Origin of the sequence: Anaeroplasma sp., assembly GCF_034179385.1 — a bacterium.
In the GTDB taxonomy this organism is placed as follows: Bacteria; Bacillota_I; Bacilli_A; order Acholeplasmatales; family Anaeroplasmataceae; genus Anaeroplasma.
In genome coordinates, this window is record NZ_JAXFPY010000065.1 from 1 (window position 1) to 4,700 (window position 4,700).

The window sequence follows — 4,700 nt, forward strand, 5'->3', positions numbered from 1 at the left end:
TCAAGCATTAAAATCTGTGACTTGGAAAAATTATTATGGCTATAGAAATCAATTAGATATGATTCGAAAACATTATCCTAAAAAGTATTATCGAACTTTTAGATTCTTGATTCGTATGTCTGCCTATTTGGATTTATTTAAGAATAAAAAGAAAGCAAAAATTAAATTTGATTCCCTAAAGGATGTAAAAAAGAATATCCTAGGAATTAGTGAAAAGTATAAACCTGGCACAAAAATTTAGAAACAAAGGAGGTGTGGATGCATGCTACTGGAATTATTAATTGTATTAACAATATTTATATTTGTATTTTTCTTTATCAAGCTTGGTAAAGAATGGTATGCTCCATACACTTTATTCGGACTTCCCTTTATTGCAATGTTTGTCATTGCATTACTCAATAAAGAAGCATGGGGTCTAGACTTAAATTTCATAACATTTATGATATTCTTTATTGGTTTCCTATTCTTTATGTTTGGTTGTTGGTTTGCAAGGCATATTTGCCTATCAAAATCGGTTTTAGTTACGAATTCACTAAAAATAAAACCAAGATTACATAGTGTAAATACAACTAGATTATTTATATTAGATTTAATTATGCTTGTATTCTTTATGATTTTCTTCCTAAAGATATACACGTGGGGAAAAGAAAATGGATTTTCTTTATCTGGAGCCATTAATGAAATCATGGTTCTATCCAAATTTGAACCAGATAAAGTGACAGTTACAATTCCATTTATCATTCAAATATTTTTACAAATTAATTATTTGGCTGCATATCTATATTCCTTCTTCATCGCAAGAAGAATTGTATTTAAGGATAGATCCAATTTATTCTTATTACTATTTGGTTATGGAATATCTATGGCAACATGCTTCTTAAATGGTTCAAGAGGACCTTTGGTTGAAAATTTAATTGCAATAGTTATTGCATTTGCGATTTGCTGGCATCAAAGATACGGACAAAAAATGTTCCCAAGAAAAATCTTGGGTTGGTTATTTGTTTTAACTATTGTTGCAGCCGTTGGATTCTTTGCGATAATTCCATTACTTGGTAGAGAAAAAACTGCTGAAAGCTTAATTGACCAAATTACGGAATACATTGGTGCTCAGGTATATAATTTAAACTATTTTGTGGAAACTAGTGATGCAAGAAGTACATTCTTTGCGGCGAATACTTTAGGTAGTTTTTATAACGATTTAAAGACTTTGGGTATTGACCTCGGGGCATCTGCACATACCGTGAAGAGCTTCTTCGTAACTGCGAATGGGCATGAAATGGGTAATGTATTTACTTGCTTCTTTAGCTTTTATGTTGATTTTGGTTTAGTTGGTGTTGGAATATTATCCTTCTTTATGGGATGGGTAAGTATGAAGGTATTTGATAAGATCAAGACTAGATGGGCTGTAGTTGATTTTGCATTTGTTGTTTATTTATATATTTCAGTTAATTTATTGTTTAGCTTCTTTGGACCAAGATTCTTCCAAAATGTCGTTCAAATTAAATCGCTATTAAAGTACATTTGGCTTTATTTTATTTTCTGGTTTGTATATGGCTCTGATATAAAAGTAATGAATTATGCAGATGGAATCTGTATATACCAGGGGGTAATGTAGTATGTATGATTATTTAGTTGTTGGTGCAGGATTGTTTGGCGCAACCCTAGCCTATGAGCTCAAAAAGAAAAATAAAAAGGTACTCGTTATAGATAAAAGAGATCATATTGCTGGAAACATTTATACAAAGAATATAGATGGTATAAATGTCCATGTATATGGTGCTCATATCTTCCATACAAGCGATAAAGAGGTATGGAGTTATATTCAGCAATTTGCCGAATTTAATAACTATATAAATTCTCCAATTGTAAGATATAAAAACGAATTATATAATTTACCATTTAATATGAATACCTTCACTAAACTTTGGCCGGATGTGTTTACCCCAGAGGATGCAAGAAGGAAAATCGAAGAAGAGAAAAAGAACTTCCATATTGACGAGCCTAAAAACCTAGAGGAGCAGGCAATCAATTTGGTGGGACCTACCATCTACGAAAAGCTTGTTAAAGGCTATACTGCCAAGCAGTGGGGAAGACCTTGCGCTGAGCTTCCAGCATTCATCATTAAAAGATTACCAGTAAGATTTACTTTCGATAATAATTATTTCAATGATAAGTACCAAGGTATACCTATTGGTGGTTATACTAAGATCATAGAAAAGATGTTAGATGGAATTGAAGTAAAGCTAAATACAAATTATTTAGATAACAAAGAATATTTTAATTCGATTGCAAAGCATATTATATATACAGGACCAATCGATGAATTCTTTGGATTTAAATATGGTCCGCTAGAGTTTAGAACCGTTGAATTTAAAACGGAAGAATATAATATGAAAAACTACCAAGGAAATGCAGTAGTCAATTATACGGAATATGAAATTCCATATACCCGTATTATTGAGCATAAGCATTTTGAATTTGATACAGAGAGTGAAAAGACAATCATTTCTAAAGAATATTCTAAAGCATGGATGCCAGGCGATGAGCCTTACTACCCTGTAAATAACGAAAAGAATAATTGTCTTTATAATCAATATAAAGAAGAAGCATCAAAGGTTTCAAATGTAACCTTTGGTGGAAGACTAGGTCTATATAAGTATTATGATATGGACGATACGATTATAGAAGCATTTAAGGTTTTAAAGGATTTAGAAAAATAAAACTATTTAAAATATATTTAATTTATAGTATTATTACAAAGGAATAATACTCAGATAGAAAGAAGAGGTATGATTTATGCAATATGAAGAATATAAACCTAGAGAAAATCAAATAACCATTAGTCAATTATTTAAAGTAATAATTGGATATAATAGAAAAAGCCTAATTCGCTTTGCAATAATTACAGCTGCAATTTGGTTGATAGGCTTTCTTGCAATCTTTTTGGGATACAATAGAATAAAAAACCAATATCAAACCGATTGGACTTATAACATTTCTACGTTTGATGGATCAACCTATATAGATGGTTCTCAGTTTTATTATCCTGATTTAATTTCAATTGAAAATTTAAAAATAGTTCAGGATAGTGATCCTGATTTTAAGGATTTAGACATTGAAACCATTGTTGCAAATGATGGTATTCGAATTGTTAAAAATGCTGTTTCCGAAAAAGCCCCATATAAATTTACATTATATGCAAAGGCTTCTTATTTTAAAAATGAGAAGCAAGCTATTAGTTTCATTAAGCTAATCATAGAGACTCCTATTCGTAAGATTAATGAATTAGTAGATTTAATAGATAATACACAATACCTAGTTCAATTTAAAGAGAATTCTGTTTCCTATGAGGATTTAGTTAAATCATTACAGAAGCAAGCAGAGCTTGTGAATAGCGGCTATTCTACATTATTAACAAGCTATGGCAATCGTTTCATTAAAACGAATGAAAATAAGGTAGTGAGATTAAATGATGTATTAATCCAAACTCGTGATGAAATTAGTGCAATGCAGCTTAATGGATTAAATGACATTGTAGATAATAATTCCTATGTTTATAAATATGATGAGCAATTACCTAGGTTAAAAACAACGCTAGCAAATTTAAATAAGGATTTAGAATTAATCAATAAAAAGATTGATGCCATTCAGACTGAAATTGACCGTCAGATTAATCTTGGTGCATCCTCTGTTGCACTAGATGCATTAAATAATTCCTTAGCTGAATTATTACTTCAAAGAGAAGATACAAATAATAAAATTCAAATTGTAGAGGATAAGATTAACCTAGGTGCAACTCAGGATACTTCTGAATTTGATGCAATGCTTGAAAACTATTATAATACTCTATCAAGCCTAACGGATAATTTTACATTCATTCAAAAGGAGTTACATACCTCTGATCAGAAGGTATTCTATTCCACAAATAATATAACAAAAACTGTAGGTGGTATGAGTATTGTAGTATCCTTAGGATTACCTTTATTACTTGGTATTGTAGCTGCAGCAATCGTAAATCTTTCTATGGATTTAAAGAAATATCTTTCTTTAGAAAAAGAAAAGAAGAATGAGAAGGATAATACAGTAAAAGAAGCATAATTTAAGATAGAGAATATCAACTTCGATATTCTCTTTTTAAAGAAGGGAGGATATATGGAACAATTCAATAAAGTAAAAGGAATCCTGAAGGAATATATTGAATCCTATTATTTCCTAGCATTTATGGCATTATTATCCATAATTACAATCTTTGTGCCATATAAGGTTCCTTTCTTATTTGTTTTTGCAGTAGTTTTACTTTGTGTTGTATTATTTAGCTGTAATTTTAAATCAGTAGTATCCCTACTTGTTTATTATTATAGCCTACAGCAAGGAAGGCAATTAGAGATTCCTTCTGTAACCTATTTTATTCTTTTAGGATTATACTCACTTATATTCTTAGTTTTATTAATTCAAGTCATAAGAAAAAGAAATGAATTCTTTCCTAAACTAAAAAAGGATTTCCTTTTGTATTCCATGCTACTAATTTTAGCATTTATGCTATTAAGCTTAATTCATACAGAAGACTTTGGTTTATCTGCAATAGGTATAGGTAATTTTGCATTAACTATTCTAGCCTATGCATTTGTTAAAATGACAGTAGATATGACTGAAGAGAATAAGAATTATATTATTATATCGATTATTACATCCGCATTAGT

General features: G+C 30.0%; 5 protein-coding genes. All 5 read left to right on the top strand.

Annotation, left to right across the window (positions count from 1 at the left end; translation table 11 throughout):
• A partial coding sequence (locus tag SPJ17_RS04155; protein WP_321092980.1) for a hypothetical protein occupies positions 1 to 241 on the top strand: 241 nt, incomplete at its 5' end.
• A 21-nt stretch (positions 242 to 262) separates the two neighbouring features.
• Positions 263 to 1,615 (top strand): O-antigen polymerase, encoded by a 1,353-nt coding sequence (locus SPJ17_RS04160; RefSeq protein WP_321092982.1) that lies wholly within the window; start codon positions 263 to 265, stop codon positions 1,613 to 1,615.
• A gap of 1 nt (position 1,616) precedes the next feature.
• Positions 1,617 to 2,720, top strand: a complete 1,104-nt coding sequence (gene glf / locus SPJ17_RS04165) for a UDP-galactopyranose mutase (protein WP_321092983.1) — start codon at positions 1,617 to 1,619, stop codon at positions 2,718 to 2,720.
• 76 nt (positions 2,721 to 2,796) lie between these two features.
• The gene (locus tag SPJ17_RS04170) at positions 2,797 to 4,098 is read left to right on the top strand and encodes a hypothetical protein (RefSeq protein WP_321092984.1); all 1,302 of its coding nucleotides are present in this window, start codon (positions 2,797 to 2,799) and stop codon (positions 4,096 to 4,098) included.
• Positions 4,099 to 4,152: 54 nt separating this feature from the next.
• The coding region (locus tag SPJ17_RS04175) for a hypothetical protein (RefSeq protein ID WP_321092985.1) at positions 4,153 to 4,700 on the top strand (548 nt) is incomplete at its 3' end.

Bases quoted from the DNA above. Each gene is read 5' to 3' on its own strand.
- SPJ17_RS04170 (WP_321092984.1), top strand. From the start codon at position 2,797: ATGCAATATGAAGAATATAAACCTAGAGAAAATCAAATAACCATTAGT.
- SPJ17_RS04160 (WP_321092982.1), top strand. From the start codon at position 263: ATGCTACTGGAATTATTAATTGTATTAACAATATTTATATTTGTATTT.
- glf (WP_321092983.1), top strand. From the start codon at position 1,617: ATGTATGATTATTTAGTTGTTGGTGCAGGATTGTTTGGCGCAACCCTA.